The organism is Leptospiraceae bacterium, from assembly GCA_015075105.1.
Taxonomy (GTDB): Bacteria; Spirochaetota; Leptospiria; order Leptospirales; family Leptospiraceae; genus JABWCC01.
In genome coordinates this window covers 1,135,611-1,158,505 of the sequence record JABTUZ010000001.1, presented here as the reverse complement: position 1 = coordinate 1,158,505, position 22,895 = coordinate 1,135,611, and the positions used below count along the sequence as shown (strand labels likewise).

General features: G+C 35.7%; 25 protein-coding genes. 17 read left to right on the top strand and 8 right to left on the bottom strand.

Features of this window, described 5'->3' with window-relative positions:
• Positions 1 to 148: 148 nt before the first annotated feature.
• The 4 genes from HS129_05720 (at position 149) to HS129_05705 (ending at position 3,103) form a co-directional block, all read left to right on the top strand.
• Positions 149 to 880, top strand: coding sequence for a hypothetical protein (locus HS129_05720; GenBank protein MBE7411552.1), 732 nt, complete (start codon positions 149 to 151; stop codon positions 878 to 880).
• A gap of 73 nt (positions 881 to 953) precedes the next feature.
• A protein-coding gene (locus HS129_05715) for an IS3 family transposase (GenBank protein ID MBE7411551.1) occupies positions 954 to 2,113 on the top strand; the annotation gives its coding sequence in 2 pieces (ribosomal slippage) (positions 954 to 1,230 and positions 1,230 to 2,113; 1,161 coding nt in all).
• Between the two features lie 41 nt (positions 2,114 to 2,154).
• Positions 2,155 to 2,748 (top strand): hypothetical protein, encoded by a 594-nt coding sequence (locus tag HS129_05710; GenBank protein MBE7411550.1) that lies wholly within the window; start codon positions 2,155 to 2,157, stop codon positions 2,746 to 2,748.
• 52 nt (positions 2,749 to 2,800) lie between these two features.
• Positions 2,801 to 3,103 carry a hypothetical protein gene (locus HS129_05705; protein ID MBE7411549.1) on the top strand — a complete coding sequence of 101 codons (303 nt, stop codon included), beginning with the start codon at positions 2,801 to 2,803 and terminating at the stop codon, positions 3,101 to 3,103.
• A gap of 30 nt (positions 3,104 to 3,133) precedes the next feature.
• Here the strand turns inward: HS129_05705 and HS129_05700 are convergent, their stop codons facing one another.
• Both HS129_05700 and HS129_05695 read right to left on the bottom strand, forming a co-directional pair.
• A complete protein-coding gene (locus tag HS129_05700; protein MBE7411548.1) occupies positions 3,134 to 3,997 on the bottom strand; it encodes an IS3 family transposase in 864 nt (287 codons plus the stop codon).
• Positions 3,928 to 4,260, bottom strand: coding sequence for a transposase (locus HS129_05695; protein ID MBE7411547.1), 333 nt, complete (start codon positions 4,258 to 4,260; stop codon positions 3,928 to 3,930). Before HS129_05695 ends, HS129_05700 begins: the two co-directional genes overlap by 70 nt.
• Positions 4,261 to 4,404: 144 nt before the next feature.
• On the opposite strand from HS129_05695, the gene HS129_05690 reads away from it, so the two are divergent.
• The 3 genes from HS129_05690 to HS129_05680 all read left to right on the top strand — a co-directional run bounded on the left by HS129_05690 (position 4,405) and on the right by HS129_05680 (position 5,825).
• Complete coding sequence (locus tag HS129_05690) at positions 4,405 to 4,911, top strand: hypothetical protein (GenBank protein ID MBE7411546.1); 507 nt, start codon at positions 4,405 to 4,407, stop codon at positions 4,909 to 4,911.
• A gap of 218 nt (positions 4,912 to 5,129) precedes the next feature.
• A complete protein-coding gene (locus HS129_05685; GenBank protein MBE7411545.1) occupies positions 5,130 to 5,417 on the top strand; it encodes a type II toxin-antitoxin system HigB family toxin in 288 nt (95 codons plus the stop codon).
• A 3-nt stretch (positions 5,418 to 5,420) separates the two neighbouring features.
• A complete protein-coding gene (locus tag HS129_05680) occupies positions 5,421 to 5,825 on the top strand; it encodes a helix-turn-helix domain-containing protein (GenBank protein ID MBE7411544.1) in 405 nt (134 codons plus the stop codon).
• Positions 5,826 to 6,018: 193 nt separating this feature from the next.
• Here the strand turns inward: HS129_05680 and HS129_05675 are convergent, their stop codons facing one another.
• Complete coding sequence (locus HS129_05675; GenBank protein ID MBE7411543.1) at positions 6,019 to 7,506, bottom strand: IS1182 family transposase; 1,488 nt, start codon at positions 7,504 to 7,506, stop codon at positions 6,019 to 6,021.
• A 1,023-nt stretch (positions 7,507 to 8,529) separates the two neighbouring features.
• On the opposite strand from HS129_05675, the gene HS129_05670 reads away from it, so the two are divergent.
• The 4 genes from HS129_05670 to HS129_05655 all read left to right on the top strand — a co-directional run bounded on the left by HS129_05670 (position 8,530) and on the right by HS129_05655 (position 12,512).
• A complete protein-coding gene (locus tag HS129_05670) occupies positions 8,530 to 9,405 on the top strand; it encodes a M23 family metallopeptidase (protein ID MBE7411542.1) in 876 nt (291 codons plus the stop codon).
• Positions 9,406 to 10,042: 637 nt separating this feature from the next.
• Positions 10,043 to 10,207: a hypothetical protein gene (locus HS129_05665; GenBank protein ID MBE7411541.1), complete on the top strand. Its 165-nt coding sequence runs from the start codon at positions 10,043 to 10,045 to the stop codon at positions 10,205 to 10,207.
• Positions 10,208 to 10,402: 195 nt separating this feature from the next.
• The gene (locus HS129_05660) at positions 10,403 to 12,283 is read left to right on the top strand and encodes a hypothetical protein (GenBank protein MBE7411540.1); all 1,881 of its coding nucleotides are present in this window, start codon (positions 10,403 to 10,405) and stop codon (positions 12,281 to 12,283) included.
• Complete coding sequence (locus tag HS129_05655) at positions 12,192 to 12,512, top strand: hypothetical protein (GenBank protein MBE7411539.1); 321 nt, start codon at positions 12,192 to 12,194, stop codon at positions 12,510 to 12,512. The genes HS129_05660 and HS129_05655 overlap by 92 nt, the downstream gene beginning before the upstream one ends.
• A gap of 535 nt (positions 12,513 to 13,047) precedes the next feature.
• Here the strand turns inward: HS129_05655 and HS129_05650 are convergent.
• Positions 13,048 to 13,491 carry a MarR family transcriptional regulator gene (locus HS129_05650; protein ID MBE7411538.1) on the bottom strand — a complete coding sequence of 148 codons (444 nt, stop codon included), beginning with the start codon at positions 13,489 to 13,491 and terminating at the stop codon, positions 13,048 to 13,050.
• 124 nt (positions 13,492 to 13,615) lie between these two features.
• Here HS129_05650 and HS129_05645 point away from each other — a divergent pair, with 124 nt between their 5' ends.
• Both HS129_05645 and HS129_05640 read left to right on the top strand, forming a co-directional pair.
• Positions 13,616 to 14,182: a hypothetical protein gene (locus tag HS129_05645; protein ID MBE7411537.1), complete on the top strand. Its 567-nt coding sequence runs from the start codon at positions 13,616 to 13,618 to the stop codon at positions 14,180 to 14,182.
• Positions 14,183 to 14,186: 4 nt separating this feature from the next.
• A complete protein-coding gene (locus tag HS129_05640; GenBank protein ID MBE7411536.1) occupies positions 14,187 to 14,639 on the top strand; it encodes a hypothetical protein in 453 nt (150 codons plus the stop codon).
• Positions 14,640 to 14,990: 351 nt separating this feature from the next.
• Here the strand turns inward: HS129_05640 and HS129_05635 are convergent, their stop codons facing one another.
• Positions 14,991 to 16,826, bottom strand: a complete 1,836-nt coding sequence (locus HS129_05635; protein MBE7411535.1) for an OmpA family protein — start codon at positions 16,824 to 16,826, stop codon at positions 14,991 to 14,993.
• Positions 16,827 to 16,944: 118 nt separating this feature from the next.
• Here HS129_05635 and HS129_05630 point away from each other — a divergent pair, with 118 nt between their 5' ends.
• Genes HS129_05630 through HS129_05620 form a run of 3 tightly spaced genes read left to right on the top strand, consistent with a single transcriptional unit; the run spans position 16,945 to position 19,928 of the window.
• Positions 16,945 to 18,582 (top strand): ATP-binding cassette domain-containing protein, encoded by a 1,638-nt coding sequence (locus HS129_05630; protein ID MBE7411534.1) that lies wholly within the window; start codon positions 16,945 to 16,947, stop codon positions 18,580 to 18,582.
• On the top strand, positions 18,583 to 19,395 hold the full coding sequence (locus HS129_05625) for a MoxR family ATPase (GenBank protein ID MBE7411533.1): 813 nt from the start codon (positions 18,583 to 18,585) through the stop codon (positions 19,393 to 19,395).
• Between the two features lie 2 nt (positions 19,396 to 19,397).
• Positions 19,398 to 19,928 (top strand): gamma carbonic anhydrase family protein, encoded by a 531-nt coding sequence (locus HS129_05620; protein MBE7411532.1) that lies wholly within the window; start codon positions 19,398 to 19,400, stop codon positions 19,926 to 19,928.
• Between the two features lie 16 nt (positions 19,929 to 19,944).
• On the opposite strand, the gene HS129_05615 is transcribed toward HS129_05620, so the two are convergent.
• Positions 19,945 to 20,598, bottom strand: coding sequence for a carbonic anhydrase (locus HS129_05615; protein MBE7411531.1), 654 nt, complete (start codon positions 20,596 to 20,598; stop codon positions 19,945 to 19,947).
• Positions 20,599 to 20,944: 346 nt separating this feature from the next.
• Here HS129_05615 and cysK point away from each other — a divergent pair, with 346 nt between their 5' ends.
• Complete coding sequence (gene cysK, locus HS129_05610; GenBank protein ID MBE7411530.1) at positions 20,945 to 21,859, top strand: cysteine synthase A; 915 nt, start codon at positions 20,945 to 20,947, stop codon at positions 21,857 to 21,859.
• Here the strand turns inward: cysK and HS129_05605 are convergent.
• Both HS129_05605 and HS129_05600 read right to left on the bottom strand, forming a co-directional pair.
• On the bottom strand, positions 21,856 to 22,257 hold the full coding sequence (locus HS129_05605) for a hypothetical protein (GenBank protein MBE7411529.1): 402 nt from the start codon (positions 22,255 to 22,257) through the stop codon (positions 21,856 to 21,858). The genes cysK and HS129_05605 overlap by 4 nt on opposite strands.
• Before the next feature lie 348 nt (positions 22,258 to 22,605).
• Positions 22,606 to 22,833 (bottom strand): hypothetical protein, encoded by a 228-nt coding sequence (locus HS129_05600; protein ID MBE7411528.1) that lies wholly within the window; start codon positions 22,831 to 22,833, stop codon positions 22,606 to 22,608.
• Between the last annotated feature and the right edge of the window lie 62 nt (positions 22,834 to 22,895).

Here is a 22,895-nt window from a genome sequence, read left to right as displayed (position 1 = left end):
CCTACGGGAAATCCAGCTCAGTCATGATTTTTGCATTCGCAAAAATTCATGCCTGTCCCTAACGGGAACGCTGGACTTCGGATACGCGAGGAACGTTAGCGGCAACCGTAGATCGACCACGCAATCAAAGGACATTAAAAAACTAAGTATGAATAAAAAAGAAAGTGCGGTGCAACAACAATTGAAAGAATTTTTACTTGATAAAATTTCAGAACCTTTACCAACGACCGTTAAAATAGTAGAAGGCTCTATTCCAATCGTATTTTTCGGAAATGTTGAAAAAGCTGAGATTGCCACTTTAAGCCTTAACCCAAGTAATATAGAATTTGAGTACAATGGTGTAAGGCGTTGTGTTGATAGAAAATATTTAAAAGTTTCAGACAGCCAAAAATTAACTAGAGAGCAAGCAGAAAGTGTATATCAATCTCTTCTATTGTTCTTTCAAGTAAACCCATATAAAACGTGGTTTAACCCTATGAATAACTTATTCCAAAGTAAAGGTTATGAATATTACAATGACAAAATTGTTCATTTAGATATTTCGCCTTGGGCAACATCTAACAAATGGGATAGTTTAAGTCAGGAAGAAAGAGAATCCATAATTGATACATCAATTATAGAGAAAGTAATAGAACTGCGTGGAATTAAAAAGCTATTTATAAATGGTAAAACTGCGTTTAATGTACTTTGTGCAACATTAAACTTAAATACAAATGACATTCAACAATCAACTTTTATATATACCACTCAGAATGAGAATAACAGAAGTTTTATAATATATGAAACAGAAATTTTTGGGTGCAAAGTTGTTGGTTGGAATTTATACATTCATCAAGGTTGTCCACAAGATCTAGTTAAAAAAATTAATGATTATTTATAATAAAATGGTAATTGTAAAAATTGAACTGTACCCGAAAAAGTGTAGAAATTTTAGCCTTTAAAAGAGGATAAAAATGACCAAGGGACCAAAAACAAGGGAAACATATACAGAGGAATTCAAAAAGGATGCAGTAAATCATTTTATTTCATCCGGCAAATCAGCAAAAGAAATTGCTTCCAATTTAGGAATACGAAAAGATCTTTTGTATCATTGGAGAAAGAATTTACAATTCAAGAAAGGTGATATAATGGAAAAGAAAATCGATCCCAAAGATATTGAAATCCAACAGCTTCAGTATGAATTGTCCGAAGCAAAGATGGAACGTGATATCTTAAAAAAGGCTATGGCCGTTCTCTCAAAACTACAGAAATAATAGTATCTGTGATAAATGAAAACCGTAAGGAATATACGGTAGAGAGAATGTGCAGGGTTTTAGGAATATCACCCAGTAACTATTACAAGAAGCGGAGAGCCAATTCTTCTGAAAGAAAATTTCAAGATGGAATTCTGAAACGAAAGATATTGAATATTTACGAAGAGAACGAAAAAGTTTATGGAGCGAGGAGAATTGTAAAAGAGCTACATCAACAGGAAAATTTTATAGGGAAAAGAAGAGTAAAAAGACTCATGAAAGAGCTGAAAATACAGGGTATTCAACCTGCAAGATTTCAAGTCACAACAACTGTAACGAATCAAAATCTCCCAGTCTCTCCAAATCTCCTGGATCGAAATTTTTTTGCATATGCACCAAATAAAGTTTGGGTTTCTGATATTACATATATCAAAATAAAAAATGGATTTTATTATTTGTGTGTAATCGTCGATTTATATTCCAGAAAAGTAGTTGGCTGGTCGTTGAAAAACCATATGAAAAAAGAACTTGTGATTGATGCTCTCAGAAGTGCCATCAGAAAAAGGAAGCCTGCTTCGGGATTAATATTTCATTCGGACAGAGGTTCTCAATATCAAAGCAATCTGTTCCGGAAAATTTTATTCTGGAATGGTTTTGAATCCAGTATGAGCCGCAAAGGAGATTGTTGGGATAATGCAGTTGCAGAATCTTTTTTCAAGACAATCAAAACAGAATTGATTTATAGAAATAAATTTGAAAATTATGAAGAATTGAGAAAAGATGTTTTCAAATATATTGAAGTATTTTACAATAGGAAAAGACTTCATTCTTTCATTGGCTATCAAAGCCCTTCAAAGTTTGAAGAAAAATTTGTGGCTTAAAAATCTCTCCACTAAAACGGGTACACCTCAAAGGTAAGGCAATGACATTACAAGAATTTATAAAACAGTTTGATAAACCTAATTCTATTGTTCTTCTTGAAGGGAAAAGAAATGTTTTAGAAACAGATAAAGAAAGGTTGATAGCACTTGGAAACTTGTTAGCTTCTAAGACAAAAAGTATGATTTTTAGAAGCGGAAATGCTGAAGGCTCAGACCAACTGTTTTCTGATGGTGTTACCGCAGTCGACTATAAAAGATTACAAGTAATTACACCATATTCTGGACACAGAGAAAAAACAAATCAAGCATATGAAACTATTTCTTTGGACGAAATAAGCATTGCTGCTGAACCCGAAGTGGTGTATCAGTCTAAAAGCAATAAGAAAACTGAAAAGCTAATTGACCAATTTGTCTCAGGTAACAAAAATCGTTATACAATAAAAGCAGCTTATATAATACGAGACACGATAAAAGCAATTGGAACTGACAGAATAAAGCCAGCAACTTTTGGCATATTCTATGACGACTTAGATAAACCAAAAGAGGGTGGAACGGGACACACAATGAAGGTTTGTGAACAAAATAACATTCCAATTATTGATCAAAAAATATGGTTCAAATGGCTGACAGAATAGAAGAACATACCGCAAAACGATAGACTATCAAAAAAATAAAAAGGCATACATAATGAAAATTCAACTTAATCACCCAGGACATCAAAAGCCTTTTAGATTAGGAAACGGTTATAGACAAATCGCCAATAATATTATTCGTGAATGGAGTAATGACAATGTCCATTTTAGGAAGTTCATTCAAAATAACGGACATTATATAAACGGTCTGAATGATTTGAATCCAAAACAAGCAGAATTGTACTTTTGGGGAGAATGGGAAGGAAATTCAATCTTCAATCCGTTTCCAAAAGCTAACAATACAATATTACCAAATGGGCTTCACAAGCTATTTCACTCAACTGTAATTAAAGGCTGAAGTGCCCCCCTAAAACTGTAAAGAAAAAAATCATATTTTTTGTTTATTTTTAAATTGCAGAGGAGATAGTCCTCCTAAAGCTGAATGAGGTCTGATTGAATTGTACCGATCAATAAATTGAAAAATACTTTTGGCTGCTTCAATTTTATCAGCATAACAGGAGATATTTATCTCTTGATACTTGATAGTTTTATTAAAAGATTCTGCGTGTGCATTTTCATATGCATTACCAAGACACATTGAAATTTGTATTTTGGAATTGTTCAGAAGTTCTATATATTCATGCGAACAATATCTTCTATCAGAATCAGTATGATGAATGTAACCTTCGAGACTTCCTCTGTTCATGAGAGCCGACTCAAATGCAGACCTGACAAGTTCACTATTAAGTTTATCAGAAACAGCTCGTCCGATGACCTCTCTGTTTTCCATATCCATTAGTGATGCCAGATAATGATTTTTCCCCTGAACATCAAAAAAAGTAACATCACCAACTATTACTCGTGCATGATTAATTGACTTGTCCTTAAGAAGATTTGGATATTTTTTCAGGTTATGTTTTGAATCCGTGGTCGCATGATGATAAGCCCTCTTCGGACTGCATTTTAAAAGGTTTTCATGCATGATCCTGTAAACTCGCTTATGATTGATTTTCATATCATTTCTCAGAAAATAAGTGACAGACCTGTAACCTGATTGAGGCATTAAATCCAGATATGCTTCAATCTTTTCTATTAGTTGCTTATCCTCCTGTTTTCTTTTAATCTTTGCATCCGATTGGTAATAAAAGGAAGAGATACTGATCTCCAAAGCTTTACAGCTTTTTACAATTCCAAATTCTGGTGCGAGATACTTCCTGATAATTTCTCTTTTTGCTTCCAGTCTTGCAGATATTTTTGGGCTTTTTTTAAAATGTGATTATCTAACGCAAGGTTGGCAAGTGCACCTTCCAATTCTGCGACTCGTTTCCTTAAAGCAAATTCGGTTTGATTATTTTGTTCAAACTTTCCTGTATCTATCTCATTTCTCCAATTTCGGATTGTTTGAGGATTTACCTTTTCCCTTTGAGCTATTTGCGAAACGGAACTCTGCCCGGACAAAATTTCCATTACTATTTGTTCCTTAAATTCTTTGCCATAGTTATTTCTTCTTATCATATTATCAAGTCTCCTTTATCCCCTTTTTTTGTATTCCAGTTTTAGGGGGCAAGACCAGGCATACAAAATACAGACCCTTACATTTACGGAGATAATTTTAAGTATTGTGTTTGCAAACAGACAGGGCGTTTGACAAGCCTTATAATGGACGACCTAATATTGTTTGGAACGGTTGTTCCATCTATAAATAAATTTTATATCGACACTATTTTTGTAATTCAAGACCGCGACTCTTCGTCAAACGTTCAAACAACAGGGGGAGCAAATTATTCTCAAGTATACAAAGAAGAAACATTAGAACAATTGAATGAATATCTGAAAGTGCCTGTAAATGCAAATAATAAAAGACTGTATCGTGGTAAAACGTGGTGGGATGACAAGGAGTTTTTTAGTTTTGTTCCTTGCAAAGTTAGTTACGACAATATTGGATTTGAGAGATTGTTTTTAGACTTAAACAACGAAATATTTCAACTTTCAAGAAATCCTACAGGCAAGTCTTTTTTAGAAAGATGCAGATTAAGCCCAAAAGACTTATGGAAAGAAATTGTAAAAATATCTGAAGAACAAGGGTTTAAATTGGGGGTAAAATTTGACGAACCGATATTCAATAATATTTTAACTGACAATAATGAACAGAACGGCAGCCACTAACAGGCGTTTGGCTCAATGGCGGGTGAAGTGGATAATTGAACATTCTTCCTCGCATCAACTTTTGTGGTGTATTGACAGTTTTGTACCCCGAAATCCGCCACTGCGCCAAGCGCCAAAACGTTCGGCGAAACTTCCGCAAATATTTTTTAGTAGGATTTCACAGAAAAATTTTGTAAAATCGATTTGACAATTATCTCATGATGAGATATGTTTGATTTATCAGAGTAATATCACATAAAAAAATTATAGAGTTTTCAGCAATTCATATTAATAGCGAAAAACCTTTAAATAGTTGGTATAAGATTCTGTCGAGACAGAAGTTTCTATCTTTTGCTGAACTCAGAAAGGTTTTTCCAAGTGCTGATCTTGTTGGCAATTTTACGGTTTTTAACATTGGCGGAAATAAATTTCGGTTAATTACTGCAATTCATTACAATACTCAGATTGTTTATATTCGACATATTTTAACACATACAGAATATGATCAAAATAAATGGAGGAACTAATTAATGATTTCTTCAAGTTTTAAAGAAATTGAACGGACATGGCCTAAAATTTCAAAAGCCATATATATCCCACATACAAAGTCTGAATATGAAAAACTCAGGAAGCAATTAGATGACCTTATTGATTTAGTAGGCAATAATGAAAAGCATCCTTTAGCTTCCTTGCTCGAAACTGTTGGGGTAATTATTTCAAACTTTGAAAGTACAAATTTTCTGATGAAATCAGCTACTGGTATAGATGTTCTTAAGTTTCTCATGGAAGAGCATAATTTAAAGCAAGCGGATTTAAAAGAAATCGGTTCACAGGGTGTTGTATCTGAAATTCTGAGTGGTAAAAGAGAATTAAATTTAAGGCAGATTAAGGCTCTAGCAAAAAGATTTTCAGTGATGCCTGGAATATTTGTATAGTTTTTTGAAATTCCTCAGAACCTCAGAAATTGATGCGGAAGCGTCGCCTAACGTAGCTGTTGAATAATAGTAAAATTTACATCAATAAAGGCTGCCTTTAAAGATTTTTACAAATTTTTAGATTTCGATTTCACCTAACGCACTTTTTTAAATCTGATGATTGCTCTTTTACCCTATCATTAGTTTCAAGGTCTCAAAGTAGATTAAATTTCCCTTTAGTCACTATCTTTTCAATGTTGTGAACCATGCACCACAAAAGCCACTGAATATTGACCTTTGCTTTTGTCCGCAAGCTGAAATAATCCAGCCCCTTGTTAAACCGTATATTTCCGAATACCGGCTCGATTATACTCATCCGCTTCGAATAAATTTTCCTGCCCTCTTTTGAATCTATTTTTTCACGCATCTTTTCTGTTTCCGGAACATTTACCCCATCATAAATATTAAGTTCGCGTCTATCCTGATTTTCTGAAATACAATTCGATTTCAATGGACATGCAGAACAGGATGCTTTTTTTGTGCCGTAACGACGTCCGTAGCTGTGACCATTTGTAAATCCTCCCCAACGATTTAGTGACTCTCCATTCGGACAAATGTATTCGTCCTTTTCCGAAACATATGTAAAATCCTTTTCGATATATCTCTTGTATTCTCTCGGATTTTTTTCTTCGCGATGTCTGTCACGGGTTTTAAATTTGGGATCTCTTTTCCTGGCATTCTGATCCGGAATATATGCGTCGATTTTTTTCTCTGCAAGATATTCAAGATTCGACTCCTTGAAATAGCCGTTATCTGCAAGAATTTTTGTATCACTTATTTTTCTGTTCATTTGATTGATTATTTTTTCTGCTCCTTCAATCATTGGCTTTAAGAGATCATATTCCTGACCCTCGCCGAATGCTTCAGCCTCTACGATTATCTGATTTTCAGAATCAGCTACAGCTACTCCATTGTAACCCTGAATAACTCCGTGTGATGTTTTCATTTTAGATGAATCATTGTCCGTTATGTTACTTTGCTTTTCATGATTTCGCTTACCCATTTTCTTTTCATTATTTGCAAGAAAATCTGTGATCTTCTCCATTTTCTTGTCCAATTTATCAATCCGCTTGAAATTATTTTCATCTGGATCAGAGTTTTTGTGTTCTTCCATGATCTCCCTGATTTTTGCTTTTATTTTACTTTTCTTGCTCTCAAGCTCTGAAATTGTTCCGCTCCATTCCTTTGATGCGTTAGACGAAATCTTACATCCGTCAATTGCAAGAGTTCCGGATTTGATTAGTCCAAGCTCAAAACAAATCAGAACTACCTGCTCAAATATGTCTTTGACTTCTTTATCCATCGAGGAAACAAAATTTGCAATTGTAGAATGATCCGGTTTTTCATTTTCTGCCAGTGCCATAAACGTGAGATTTTTGTTACAGGCAATTTCAATTTCTCTAGACGAAGTAATTCCTTTGTAATAAGCAAATAAAATAATTTTTAGTAGAATCTTGGGGTTGTATGCCTTTCTGCCGATCACGTCATTATGGTATTTCAAAATTAATTTACTTAAATCGATTTTATCTTTTTCGAAAAGAACTGAAAGTGTATGTTCAAAACTTCCTTCAATGATCTGATCTTTTAGATTTACTGCAAGGATTAGTCCCTGTGAAGGTTCTGTATTCTTGAATTTTCCCATTTTTTGATACCCCTTTTTTACTTATGAAATAGTATGTGTTAAATGGGTACTATTTTTCGACAGCCAGAACAACGCGTCATCCGCTACGCCCGGAACAAGTCCGGGCTTGCCCTACGGGAAATTTGTCTCTGTCACGATTTTTGCTTTGCAAAAATTCGTGCCATCAACAAACTTCGGATACGCGAGGAACGTTAGGTGACATAGTTTCGCCGTTGTTCGTCGGTCGCCGTGCCGACGTTAATGCAGTCGAACAAATAGATTTTGTTTAGGAAGGGAGTATATATGAAATATAGATTTTTACTAACTGCAAAATTTCTGACGGTTAAATTTATCGGACTTATTTTTTGCATTTTTTTTCCGCTATTGAGTTTGCTTTCTGCAGAAAAGTCATGGTATTACAATGAGTATAACCGCTTGGCGCAAGCCAAAGATTGGCAGGCGGCACTTAAAGTGCTCGAGGAAGGAACCGCAGAATACCCTGCTGAAGCAGGCCTGAAGCTAAATCTTGCTATTGTCTACACACAGTTCGCTATCGAAAGCAAGAAGGTAAACGATAAAGCCAGCGAATTAGCGAACTGGGAAAAGGCATATCGTCTGGCACCGAATAGCGATTGGATCGTCAACGGTTATGCCTGGACACTTGCTGACAGCGGCAAGCTCGTCGAAAGCATACAGTTGTTCGAGGATTGCATAAGCCGGTTTTCCAAATATATATGGTGTCGTCAGAATCTTCCTTATACCTATGTACGGTATGCCGAGCAGTTAAAGAATAACGGAGATAAAGAAGGAGCGTTTATCTATTGGAAAAAAGCATATCAATCTGCCCCAAATGCAGACTATATTCTCAACGGTTATGCTTACGTCTTGTCGACGCACAACGAGTTTGACGAGAGCATACGAATTTTTCGCGATTGTATTCGCAGGTTTCCGAAATACGAATGGTGCGCCAAGAATCTTCCATGGGTATATCTTGGCAAATTTAATGCGCTGAAAGATTCGGCTACGGATGTTGAATTGCAGGCCATGCTCCAACAGGCATTACACGAGTTGCGCGCAGCGGGAGATTACGACCCAAATTCAGCCTATGTCCAGATCATTTGGAATGGTCTGCCAAGGGTTGCCAACGATATTTTTTTTAAAAAATTTACACATCAATTGATACAGCTCTATCCAAAGCAGAGTCAGTTATATGAGGCTCTTGGACTTATTTATATATCCAAGGCCGAAAATGCCCACCAGCCGATCTCAGAGAATATTCTGAAACAGGTAATTTCTTTGCGCAGAAAAGGTAGAGACCTGTTTGACGCCGGTGCGACTGAGGTGCCTACTCTGAAGCTGACTGCATTTCCATTTAATGCTCGTTTCCTCGTCACAACGCCGTGGAATGGAGAAGTTTGGTCTCATGTGGGCATTCAGGGAAAGCATTGCTACGATCTTATGGGGGTCGATGAACAGGGAAAAGTTATCAAGGCGGGAGGCGATGGAAAGAGTAACGAAGATTTTCATACCTTCGGTATCGAGCTAATGGCCGTGGCAAATGGCACGGTCGTCTCTGCCACCATGGGAAGCAGCGATCAGCCACCTGGCGAGAGAAATTGGCAACCAGGCAATACTGTTATGATACGCCATGTTGACGGTTCATACGCATATTACGATCACCTCAAGTATCCTGGCCCCAGCGTAAAAGTTGGAGAACCAGTGCGCCAGGGCCAAGTGATTGGCCACATGGGAAATACTGGAGCATCCGGTGCCCCTCACCTGCATTTTTGTCTGTTCAGGGATGTTAATAGTACGAGAGTGACAATTCCATATACGTTTCCTACGCGGAACATTACCTCCGAAAAGAGAAGCGGACAAAGCCAGGGCCCCTACCGCAAAGGAGATATTGTAATACCTTGAAATCTGCATTAAGCATTTCAAAAGATTTTTGTCTTCCATTCGCCCGCCATCCTTGCCGGGCGCACCGGCGCAACTACGTCTGAGAACAAGATTTACAAGCTGATCGCACGCGCACTTCGTTGGCGTGTGTGCTCTGCCTCGGGCTCATGGACTGTTTCCTCACGCACGCGTGAAGTGCATTTTGCTCTCGTCGGCAGGTGCCCTCGGCACATAAAGTGACGCGGAACGGCTTTACATATGCAAAGTTGAACGAAGCGTCACTTTACGTCTTGTAAATCCAACGTTATTAGAAATTTTTATTTCGGGCAGAAATTTAAAATTTAACGAATTGTTGTAGATTTCGATTGAAATTCTTGACAAATTTACCCTTTATAGGTAACATCAAGTCTAAATGTGGAAAGTTTCTATTAAGCATGAAAAGAAAGTTGTTCCGAAACTTCCCAAGTTTATTAAAGAAATATTTGCAGAATTAGTTTCTGAATTATAAAAAGAAGGTCCATATCAAATTGAATGGCAAAGTTATAGTCTACTTGAAAAAGATCATTTTCACTGTCATTTGAATCGTAGTTGGGTTGCCTGTTGGAAATTCTTAGGATAGCGTGAATATAAGGATGAAAACGGAAAAAAAGGGAAGGAAGTGGCTATTTCTTTCGGAAAGAAGAAAGAGAAAATAACTGATTTAATTCCATATTCGAAATATGCTAAGAAAAGTAATCGTAAAATTGGATTATTAGAGAAAAAAGCATCATTTAAAATGTCTTCTGATTTTAAAATATCAGATGAAGAATTATTTGATTTATGAAATATTTTTTAGATACACATGTTTTATTATGGTCTTTATTCGATACTCCCAAATTATCAAAATCAGTAAAAGAAATCATTTTAGATGATCAAGTCGAGGTCTTTTCTATGGGAATCGCCGCAAGACTTTTTTTCGAAATACAATATACTTGAAATTGAAAAGAAATTTTTAATCTATGAAAAGGATGGAGAGAAATTGGAAAAACTCATTTACGGAATCTTTGGAATTCTATCAGTTTTCTGCTTATATTATTGTAAAGCAGAAGCAATGGATTTTGGAACGAGAAACTCGAAAAAACAGTACCAATGTAAAAAAATTGACTTCTATAAAAATGTAAAAATAGATTATAAACCCCATGGTAAATGTGCTGAGGTGTCGAAGTTCCCGGATGATTTTCCCCTAGAAGTAAATCATAATAGGGATGCCGCAAAAAAATATTTTGCAGATAAAAATTTTCCCGGCAAAATCAGTCCTTCTGTGAAATGGGAAACGATTGAACTCAAACTGAGTTACCCACTCCCTTTATGGGTGTTTTCGACTGGTGCCTATGCCGCACCGAATGAAGAAATCACTCTGGAGGTGCCGGAGGAATTGATTAAATATAATTTGCAGATTCAAATTGGTGTTCATTCGGACAATGTATCTCACATAAAAGATGCACTTCGGGATGGAGTTGTCGTCGTTAAGAAAAAAATCGAAAATAAAATTACTAGGATTAAAAACAGAAGGGGTGGTCCCGTTCTAATAGAAACCAGGTTCATCGACAAGAATACAAAAGAAGAAGTCTCCTATTGGCATTTAGATAAAGCCGTGCGGGAAAAAACTCTTTTGAATGAGAACTATTCTATTACTTTGAAGAACGTGATCCGCGCACCGAAATTTGTACTCGGAAAAACTAGCCCTCAAGAATGGGTGGATGAAGAAAGATGTAACCCTGCACCCTGGGCGGAACTGGAAGGAAAATATATCACAATCTCCGTTCCTTCCAATGTAATAAGAAATTTGAATAATCCGGAAGCTGTAATGAATTTTTGGGATGCGGGAGTTCGATCGATTCAATCTCTTTCTGGTTGGGAAGATTTGATTCACCTGATAAAGGAAAGATTTGTAACGGACATTGATATCAGTATCGGATTCATGCATTCCGGTTATCCCGTTATGAGTACCCTGCAGTCGGCACTTTATGTAGTAGATCAGGAGCCTAGGGATAAATCAAAACCATGGTCCCCTGAAAATTCTGAACTTCAACTCGATTATACGTTGGGACACTTCCATGAATTAGCACATAACAGACAGACTGCTGATCCCTGGATTACAGCCGAACTGGGAGAATGGTCAACCAATATTTTCGTGATGAAGGCAAACTGTGAGTTGAAAGGTTATGAGCCGGAAGAAATTTTTACAAAATATGGAGATCATCCAAAAATGGAAGCACTTCGTTTTTTCAATGGAGATGAGAGTGTATATAACAAAGATTTGCGGAAGAAATGGAAAAATACATATGCCGCAGTTGCCCATACAAAGATCCCGAATTTATTTTATATCCACCTCTACAAAGTTTTCGGGTTTGATATATACAAAAAAATCATCACTCATTACCAAAATATAAAACAGGAGGAATGGGATAAAAATGGATCCTGTAAAAATAAAAACTCCATAGAATGCAATAACAATAGATTGAATTCATTTGCTCTGGAATTTTCAAAAATCACAGGGAGTGATATGACAGATTATTTGAACATCTGGGGATATGAATTGACCTGGGGAAGAGAAGAAATTCAAAAACTGAATTTGCCGAAGTTTTCGTACCCACCCATTTTAACGGATTATACAATCGGATCCTCAGAAATCAAGGAAGGGATTTTTTATGATTTTACAAATTTGAAAACCAATGAAAAATCTTTTTCAATCAATATTTCCGGGAGAGCTGTTCATGACGGAGCATCTGTAATCAGCTGGGGGAGAGAATTCTGCAGGAAATACTTTGTTCCATCTGAAAAAATCAGAGACGGAAGATTCTATCTATCAAATCATCGGAAAAGATTCCGGGAAATGCCTCGGATTGGACAAGGATGAGAAAAATATTGTCATCCGGGATTGCGACCAAAATGTGTTATCCCAGAACTGGAAAATAGAAGAAGTCAAAATTTCCGGATTTCCTTTTCATGCATTATGGAATATGGGCAAGAAAAAATATCTTTCCATTGCATCTGACAAGCCCGACTGGAACGCGAAATTGAATTTTTCCGTAAAAATCGACAAATTCGGGGGAACTCAACTTTGGTCTATTCGCGATAAAGAGTAAAATTTGCAATAACATGAAAACTGGATCCCTAGAGGATCGAATTAGATAAAAGCATACATTATATCTTGAGGCTCACCACAAAAAATATCTGTTTTATCTTTTGTAAAAGGGTGGACGAACTCTAATCTATGTGAGTGGAGAAATTGAATTTATATCTGCTTTCAGAAGGCTGTTATTAGAAAAAGAGATTACAGTTGATGAGTATTATAGCCTCAAAAAGGAAGTTTCTCAGGATTTTTATATTTTGAAGCCATTAATTTTTCGATAGGCCATTAAAAAGTTTTCGATAAAAGTTATTGATAAGTATCAATTAGAGAGTCTTGATTCAATTCACCTAGGAACTGTTATTTCAATAAAAAATGAAATAGATTATTTTGTTTCTTGTGACAAACAATTATTACATGTTGTAAAAAAAAGGATTAGAAGTAGTAAATCCTAGGTGATTAGGGGCGGCAAAACGACAGATAACACCGTGTCCGTGTCATCCTACGGGAAATCGTTAGGTGAAAATATCTGTAGCTTCTCGTAAATAAAATTATTTTTTACTTTCAAAATCATTTAGAGAAACTCTGAGTTGAATTAATAGTTTTAAAAGCTCTTTTTGATCCAGTTCTGGAAATTTCTTTAGAAATAAATTAAAATTCTCTCTTAGTTTTTTAGGTAAAATAGATTCAAGTTTTTTCCCAATCGGAGTTATACTTAAATAAATCTCTCTTTTATCATTAGGGTTAATTTTCTTTTTGATCCATCCATTTTTGATCAATCTCCCAATCATCCTTGATATGCTTGGTGCATCTTGAAGGGTAATATTTGCTATTTCAGATTGGGTTGTAGTTCCCTTATCCCATATATGCACTAGGGCTTGCCACTGCTCTGGTGTAATCTTGTATTCTCGCAAGCATCGAATCAATTCTCTGCGAAATAGCAAGGATGCTCTATATAGATTAAAACCAAGTTGTTTATCTAATTCAAGTTTCATACTCAGAATATGAATTTTCTTTTCTGAACTGTCACTAAAAAAAAATAAATTTTTAAAAAAAATTGTGTAGACAAGTAATATATTTTACAAAATACTTGTCTAAACAAATATCAGGAGATATAAAATGAAATTTAAATTTACTCACTTTTTTAGTATCATGGCAATCTGCATACAACCTTTGTTTTCGGATGTTTTTAATAAAATGAACTCAGAGCAGATATGTGTAGCTTATAAAACTACCAAAGGAATGTTTTTTCTAAGTGAAGTAGAGGTCGTTGGCATTAATTGCAGTGTTCAACTCAAAAGGTCAGATGCATCTATTCAGGTTATAATACCGGTAGAAAAATTTGACTCTAGTAATTCTAAGAGAGATTCAGAGGTAGCTTTAATTTTAGGGGGTTCAAAAAAGACACCTCTAAGATTTGAATTCGTAATTCCTAAAAATTCTAAGCAAGACACAATCCCAGCAGCTATTTCAGGTAAGCTTTTCATAAAAGATAATCCTAATGATATAACTTTAAACCTTTCACAGGTGCAAGACAAAATTCGTTTTTCTGTACAAACAAAATTTTCTACATTAGGTGTTAAAGTTGAGTCTGTAGGTCCTGGTGGGGTAATTGCAAAACCTAGAGATGAGTTGACGCTATATGGACAAGTATCTAGTAAAATTATCTTTAAGAAGGAAAACTAAGTCTATGAAAAAATCTATTCCACACGGTATTTTAGGTTTCGAAGCGTTATGCGTCATATCTATATTTTGGATAACCACATTTGTATCTGAACTTTTTCTTGATCATGGTGCAGTAGTGATAGTAAAACAATTGATTGCTAGTTATGGTATAGCTTTGCTTGTTGTTGTAATGGGCGGATTAGGGATTTCCGGAAATTTATTGGGAAAAAGAAAAGGAAATCTGATTGAAAAAAAGAAAAAACGAATGGTGATTATTGCCATGAACGGGTTTTTAATAATGATTCCTTCTGCTCTTTTTCTAAATTATAAAGCCACTAATGGTGAATTTGATAACTGGTTTTATTTAGTTCAAATAATTGAATTGATTCTGGGAATTATTCAACTCAGTTTATTAGGGCTAAGTTTTCGAGATGGGTTAAAACTATCCGGTCGTTTACGTTCTAATTCTTCAGGATAAAAATGGTTTTACTGATGAACATTCAAGATGAAGTTAAAAGCAGACTCATTAATCAACTTTTTGAGAAATATTGATTTTGTTGAGGTATCAAAAGAAAATCAGCACTTTACTGAAAAGAGTGGAGTTCCCACATTTTTGCATGAAAATTACAAAATCTATACGAAATGTGAAGTACTAAGAACTCTACTAAAAATCTAATTAAAAAAAATCCAACTCTACTATTTCCATCTTCAATCATCAGCCCTCTGAATTGGAGCCCCACATTTTTGTGTAAAAAATATTCTATCAACATAAATCTCATAATTCAAACATCTTTACTTCACTAAACTACAACTTGACCACAACCCTTGACTAATCTAAAATTTTGAAGATCACTCTTCTATTTTTTGCTCTGGATTCAGGGGTAGAGTTGTCTGCTACTGGTTTTTTTTCACCAAAGCCTTTAGAACTCAACCTCTCTTTTGGGATTTTGTGTTTGTTGTGGAGGTATTCTAAAACAGAATTTGCTCTGGCTTTTGACAATTCGAGATTATCTTTTTCACCTCCCACGTTATCGGTATGGCCTTCTATGGAAATTTTTATATTTTTATTTTCTTTGATAATTTCAGCTAAACGATCTAACTCCGGCTCTGAATCTTTTGTTATATCGAATTTTTTTGTGTCAAAGAAAAGATTGTTGATTACGATTTCTTTACCTTTCTTAATTTCTGGTAAAACTATATCTACATCTACTTCTTTATAGAGGTTGTCGGAATTTCTAAGGTCGATACTTTTATGAACAGGGAGATAACCATTTTTTTTTGCTACAAATCCATATCTTTCACCGTGTGGGACTACAATAGAAAAATTCCCCTTTTCAGATTCAGAGATAGTCGTGCCTAACTGTTCGTTATTTTTCAGAGATTCAAAAATAATTTCTGCATCAATTGGTTCTCCTTTTTCATTTTTAACCTTTACTTTTACCAGTATCACCGGCTTTGGTCGAAATTCTTGTGGCAAATAAGTCATATACAATTGTCCATTTTTGCTTATATAAGCCCAGTTTCCAGACGCAGGTATTGTAAAAAAGTTTACTCCTTGAAGATTTTTTGAAATCTCAAGAGGACTTGTCCAGTTGATCCACCCATCTCCGATTCTTTGAGTGAAGTAAATAGAGAGCCCGTTGTGACCGTTACTGGAAAAATATAAGGTTCGGTCATCTGCTGCAAGAAATGGAGCCATCTCTTCTTCGTTTGTATTAATTGTTCTACCGAGGTTTCTGCCAAGTGGGAAATTCCCGTTTTTGTCTGCTATGGATATATACAAATCTAATTTGCCCTGAGAGTCGCTTTGCATTACCGAATAGATTAAGACTTTTCCGCTACTTGAAAGTGCCGATCCACCGAATACTTGTTGGTTTGGATTGTCTTCTTTTTTATACAAATTGTAGAAGTCAGGAAATGAAATTGGCTTTGGATGAGTCCAGTTGTGACCGGTTTTAAAAGTTTTGTACAAAGGAACTCTACTGTAAATTCTATCTAATCTTCTTTGGAAAATAATTTGAAGATCAGCAAATCGCAATTTGTATTCTCTTTCATTTTTGGATTCTTTGATAATTCTTTTGTGCTCGGTATCCATTTCTTTTTCTAAATTTTTTATAATTTCCTCTTCCGAATAGCTTCCGAATACAAAAAGTTCATTCCCTCCTGGTAAAGCTGAAATTACAGCGGAAGGTGTGTCATTATTCAAAGGCTCTGCCAGTTGGATACCGGGCTTCCAAAAGCCAAATTCATCTAACTCGGAATACCAGATTTTTTGAGTGGAGTTTCTTTTTTTTTCGATTAGCGTAGTCCAAAACATCTGATTCCCATCGGGTGTAACTTTTGGATTGAATGCAGGGAGTCTTCTGTGGACGTATTTTGGAATTTGTTTTAAAGTCCATGGGGGAAGATTTGATTCTGTTGTAAATGGAGAAATTTCATAGCGGGTGATTTCACAAGTTCTGCCTGATGTTATAACAAGAGCACGTATTTTATTTCCGGTGGCTTCGGCAAGCTCTATGGATAAATCGTTTGCAATTAGTTCACAAGTAAATTCTTTTGTTTTAAAAAATTTGCCGGCTCCGATGATTTCTCCGACTTGTACACTTTCTTTTGCGATAAGTGCAAATTGGGATAAAAATAGAAAAGAAAAGAAAATAGCCTTCATGTTTTTAGCTTCGGTAAAAAAAAAGATCCTCTTAATAGTCACAAATATTTTCAAATCGGCTTGGCTAAAGAAAAGGAAGTAAAATACTGACTTTATTATATAGTTCTATAGGTAGATTATGATTAGTGTATCGGGTCTTGCAGTACGTTTTGGGAAAAAAACTTTATTCGAAAATGTGACAATTAAATTCAAATCGGGATCTAGGTATGGTCTTATAGGAGCCAACGGTACCGGTAAGTCAACTTTTATGAAAATTCTTGCCGGTATTGAGCAGCCTCACCAAGGGGTGGTTTCTGTGGATAAAGGGATGGTCATAGGATACTTAAAACAGGATCACTATGAATATGAGAATGAAACTATTACCAATACCGTAATTCAAGGAAATAAAGAATTGTGGAAGATTTCTCAGGAAAGAGATAGACTCTATGCCTTACCCGAAATGAGTGAAGAAGAAGGGATTCGGGCAAGCGAATTAGAAGAGGAATTTGCAGATTTAGGTGGTTATGAATCTGAAAGTGTAGCAGGTGAATTGCTGGAAGGGCTGGGTATTCCATCCAATATCCATAACGAAACTATGTCTAAGATTACTGGTGGGTTTAAGCTAAGGGTTTTACTCGCTCAAGTTTTATTTTTGAAGCCGGATGTACTTCTTTTAGATGAGCCTACAAACCACCTTGATATTAAGACGATTACTTGGCTGGAAAATTTTCTAAAATCCTATAATGGGGTCGTGATTGTGATTTCTCACGATAGACATTTTATAAACTCAATCGCTACAGATATTGCAGATTTAGATTATAGCTCGATTAAAATTTATCCGGGGAACTACGACGATTTCATGGAAGCATCTACTCTTGCAAGAGAGCAATTGATTTCTGAAAATAAAAGGAAAAAAGAAAAAATTGCGGACTTGCAAGAATTTGTGAATCGTTTTAGTGCAAATGCAAGTAAAGCAAAGCAGGCCACTTCCAGAGCAAAGTTAATAGAAAAAATTAAAGTAGAAGAAATGAAGCCTTCTTCCAGAGTATCGCCATACATTCGGTTTAAAGTGGGTAAACCTCTTGGTAAAGATGTGATCGATGCAGTAAATATTTCTAAAAAATATTCTACCCAGATTTTTAAAGAGGTAAATATATCTATCAGCAAGGGTGAAAAGGTTGCAATCATCGGAACAAATGGAGTTGGTAAAACTACTCTTTTAAAATGCTTGATGAAAAGATTGGAGCCGGACACGGGAAAAGTAGATTGGGGTATGAGTGTGTATGCTTCTTATTTTCCGCAAGACCATAGAGAAGGCATTGAAGTCGATAAGCCAAGTCTAATTGAATGGCTTTATAGTTACGCTCCACCAGGGACAGACATGACTGTGATTCGAGGGCTGCTCGGAAGAATGCTTTTTAGTGGTGAGATGGCTCAAAAAAGTACAGAAGTCTTGTCGGGTGGTGAAAAGTCCAGACTGATCCTAGCAAGAATGATTATGGCAGAGGATAATTTGTTAGCCTTAGACGAGCCTACAAATCACTTAGACTTAGAGTCTATCGAAGCCTTGAACTACGCACTGTCGATATATGAGGGGACTGTGCTATTTGTATCCCACGATCGAGAATTTGTATCTTCTCTTGCTACAAGAATTTTAGAGGTAACCTCAGATGGAATAAAAGATTTCAAAGGAACTTACGAGGAATTTTTAGACAGGGAAGGGGCTGACTATTATAAAAGACAGAGTACTATATCTATTTTAGCGAGTGCTACTTGAATGTCCGATCCTAGGGAAGATTTTGAGAAATATATACTGTCGAATGAACTTGGAGAGGCAGTAAAAATTGCAGAGATTACAGAGAGACCACTTCTTGTAAAAGGTGAGCCCGGAACTGGGAAAACCTTACTGGCTCACTATGTTTCTACCCAAAAAAAAATGCCACTTTTTCGATGGCATGTAAAGTCAACGAGTGAAGCAAAAGAAGGGCTGTACTTTTATGATGCAGTTGCAAGACTAAATGATTCTAGGTTTTCAGAAATAGATTCAAAAAAAGATATACACAATATAGAAAATTATATCCGACTCGGTGCGCTTGGAGAGGCTTTTGAGTCAGACGTAAAGCCCATAGTGTTGATTGACGAAATTGACAAGGCCGATATAGAGTTTCCAAATGATTTGCTATTGGAACTCGATAGTATGGAATTTTTTATTACAGAGACAAATAGAAAAGTCAAGGCAAAACACAGACCCTTAATTATTATCACTTCCAATAACGAGAAGGAGTTGCCTGACGCATTTTTAAGGAGGTGTATTTTTCATTATATAGATTTCCCTTCTAAAGAATTTATGGAATCTATCGTGAAGTCTCATTTTCCAGAAATTGATAAAGATATTCTAAAAAAGGCAATCGAAACTTTCTATTCTCTTAGAAAAAGCTATGACTTAAAAAAGAAGCCATCTACAAGCGAACTAATTGACTGGATTCATATTTTACTTCACCAGGGGGCAGACTGGAAAAAAACAAACATCCCTTACCTTGGTACTCTTGTAAAAAATGAGGAAGACTACGAAGTTTTAAAAGGCAGGTAGATATGATTTACGAATTTCAATCTATAAAACCAAATATTCACGAAACTGCGTTTATTGCTCCAAGTGCAGATATAATCGGGAATGTCACTATAGGAAAAAATTCTTCAATTTGGTTTCAAACACTTGTCCGAGGGGATGTAAATTATATTACAATCGGAGAAAACGTAAATATTCAAGATATGAGTGTAGTGCACGTAGCGAGAGATAAATTTCCCACAATCATAGGAGATAACGTATCTATCGGACACAGGGCAATCGTTCACGGTTGTGTATTGCAAAAATTTTCATTTGTAGGAATGGGTGCAATGCTAATGGATGGGGTAGAATTGGGTGAGTATTCTTTTATTGCAGCCGGAACTCTTATCCCTCCCGGAAAAAAAATTCCACCCGGTGTACTTGTAATGGGTAGTCCGGGTAAGATTATCAGGGACATTACGGACGAAGATAGAGAAATCATTACTCGAACTGCAAGCAATTATTCAAGGTATAAGGATAACTATCTAAAAGAAAAAGATTTTGCATGCAAGGGCTAACTTATATTTATTTCTTCTATGGTATTTCTTCAAAGTCCAATCTATATACACTGCTGTTCTTTAAATCACCGTGAGAGGAAAAATTTACTTCTAAGTCTTTGATTAGTCCTGAGTCAATCCTATAAATCCAACCATGAATAGATAATTCCTGTCCATTACTCCATGCTTGTTGAACAATAGATGTTACCGCTAAATTAAAAACTTGCTGTTTTGTATTCCATTCTACAAATCGATCCAATCTTTCATTCTCGTCTTGAATTGATTCAATTTCATTTTTCCGAAACCTGTAACTGTCTTTTATATGACGAATCCAGTTGTCGATAATTCCCACAGGTCTCGAACTCATCGCTGCCTTTACTCCGCCACAACCATAATGACCGCAAACGATCACATGTCTTACTTTTAGAATATTCACTGCGTAATCTAAAACACTCAACATATTTATGTCGGAGTGAATAACCATGTTGGCAATATTTCTGTGAACAAATACTTCACCGGGTTGTGCGCCTATTACTTCATTTGCAGGGATTCTACTATCCGAGCAACCGATCCAAAGTAAAGAGGGGCTTTGTGTGTCTTTTAGCTTCAGAAAAAAATTCGGGTCCAAAGCCAATTTAGACTCTACCCATTTTTTGTTGTTTTCAATTATTGTGTTATAGAAATCAGACATAAATGTTTGAGGGTGCTCACTGGTTGAAAAAGTAACGAATTGAGCTTCGTTGTATGAAATAATAATTCTTCTTCTGTGTCAATCTTATTTAAGGGCTTTTGCAGCGGGTAGGGTCAGAGTTTTTAGAGGATTTTTGTATTTTTCTATCGTTTCTTCCCTAAAATTTCTAAAAAATCAATATATTTATCTGTTTAAGTGGAGAATTTTGGTAATATTTCCATTAAATCGAAAAAATTGTTTAATTTATTGGAAATATTCTTGACATTTTTAAAATTAGTAAACTATAGTGGTCATATTGGTAAATTTATGAACCTAAGCAAAAATGGCTTAGAATAAAGAGGGAAAAATGAAAGCAGAAAATATATTGCAAACCATAGGAAACACTCCTCATGTAAGGGTGAATCATTTATTTGGAAAAGACCACGAGGTTTGGGTAAAATTAGAAAAATACAACCCGGGTGGAAGTATCAAAGACAGAATTGCATTGTCTATGATCGAAGACGCTGAAAAGAAAGGCCTATTAAAAAAAGATAGCGTAATTGTTGAGCCAACTTCTGGAAATACTGGAATCGGACTTGCTTTGGTTGCAGCCGTAAAAAAGTACCCGCTTATTTTAGTTATGCCTGAGTCTATGTCTCTTGAAAGACGAAAAATCATGTCTGCTTATGGTGCAACTTTTGAGCTAACCCCGAGAGAAAAAGGAATGCCCGGGGCTATCGAAAGAGCAAAAGAAATTGCTGCAGAAAAAAAGAACGCTTGGATTCCACAACAATTTGAGAACGAGGCAAATATCAAAATTCACCAAGAGGCAACTGCAAAAGAAATCTTGGCAGATTTTCCAGAGGGCTTTGACTATCTTATAACAGGGGTAGGAACAGGTGGACATATTACTGGTGTTGCTCGGGCTCTAAAAGAAAAGTTTCCAAAATTGAAAGTATTTGCAGTTGAGCCATCAGCGTCTCCTGTGATCAGTGGTGGAAAGCCGGGCCCACATCCAATCCAAGGCCTTGGTGCAGGTTTTATTCCAAAAAATTTACACACAAATCTTTTAGACGGAACTATTCAGGTTACAAAGGAAGAGGCTTTTGAATATACTATTCGAGCTGCAAAAGAGGAGGGGTTATTTATTGGAGTGTCCTCTGGTGCTGCACTTGCATCCGTTGCAAGTAAGATCAAAGAAGCTCCAAAGGGTTCAAGAATCCTTACCTTTAACTACGATACAGGAGAAAGATATTTGTCCATCGACGGACTTTTTACCTAAGATTGACCTGCCGGTTTCGTTATGCGACACCGGCTTAAATTTCCTAAGCATGTAAATAAATGACCATTCAGTTGGTCTGCTATCCAAGTGCTTTGTCCGAAGTTTTGAATTCCAAAATTTGGTACGTTAGACGAATCACTTCCATCAATTCCATTATTTATATACCAGAGCAGATTTTTTCCTCCTGTCACAGGCTCATCAGCATAGTCTAAACGGCTATCCCCGTAAAATGTGATTCGGGTTAGATCGGGGGAGTATTGAGATGAAGTATTACATCCTTTTTCGGAAATATCACCGGCAGGTCTTTCCCAAAAACAAGGTTTTTGTTCTTTAGAAAATAGTTGACTTGTTAAAAACATAAAATTAAGAATGATAAAAATAAGAAATTTAATTTTCATTTAAGTTCTCCTTTTTAATTTGATTCAAATTTAAAGCTTAATTTACATACTGTTTTTGGTAGATAGCTTTGAAACATACCAGAAAATGATGACCTGCTTTGATCTTGAGAGTCTATGCTGCAAATTACTTTTCTTATTGATGAATCAAAACTCCCATCTGTAATTATTTTATTTGTGTTGGAGATACAATTATAACTAGTGTTTTGGGTTCGGTAAAAACCTTTGCAAAACCCATAATGAGAAAAATAAAATTCACATCCCGTAGTTAACGATTCATAAGTAACTTTTAATTTTTGACCATTATCTACTTTTAGAAAAAAGTATCTCTGATAGTCATTTAAAGGAAGTTCAATTATGTATTCTTTCCCAACCTCCGGGAAAAAATTTGCCAGAGCTTTTTCCTTCACCCTCGCATCCTCCAGTGAAAATGCCTGTCTCAGCGAACATCAAATAATACCAACCTGGATTTTTTTTGATGTTATACCCATCTAATGCTTGCTCATTTTTACTTTTTTCCCCTTCACACGATACTGTAAGTATTGAGAATAATATAATAAGAGTAAGAACTTTTTTCATATTAGATTTCGCCTGACGTATTCTTAAACTATTATTGACTTTCATATTGTATTGAATTTAGA